General features: G+C 69.6%; 1 pseudogene. It reads left to right on the top strand.

The window, feature by feature from the left end:
* Positions 1-319, top strand: a pseudogene (locus P0G09_RS17030) (hypothetical protein); the annotation flags it as partial.

Genomic DNA, 319 nt, shown 5'->3' with positions numbered 1-319 from the left:
CCGTTACAGAAGAACACCGCCCGCCTGACCCGTGTTTACGGCGACGCGCCCTGTGCGGCCCTTCCCGCAAGCGTACCGGGCCCGGAGGGCGGGGTGCGGGCCATCACCGAGCTGGGGGACTACTGCTTCTCCGAGAAGCCCAGAAGCCTGCCCGGGGCCGATGCGCTCTGCCGCTATGAAGTCGGCCCGGACGGCACCTGCACCCTTGTGCAGGCCATTGGCCGCGACCTGACCGGACGGCATGGCCGCTATGACCTTGACTTCGGGGAAGGGGCTGCTGCCCCGGAGGAGCTGCGCCCGGTGTGCGGCAATTTCGTGG

Source organism: Faecalibacterium sp. DFI.5.82 (genome assembly GCF_029076575.1).
Taxonomy (GTDB): domain Bacteria; phylum Bacillota; class Clostridia; order Oscillospirales; family Ruminococcaceae; genus Faecalibacterium; species Faecalibacterium duncaniae.
The sequence above is the reverse complement of the archived record's forward strand: the minus strand, read 5'-3'. Positions and strand labels throughout refer to the sequence as shown.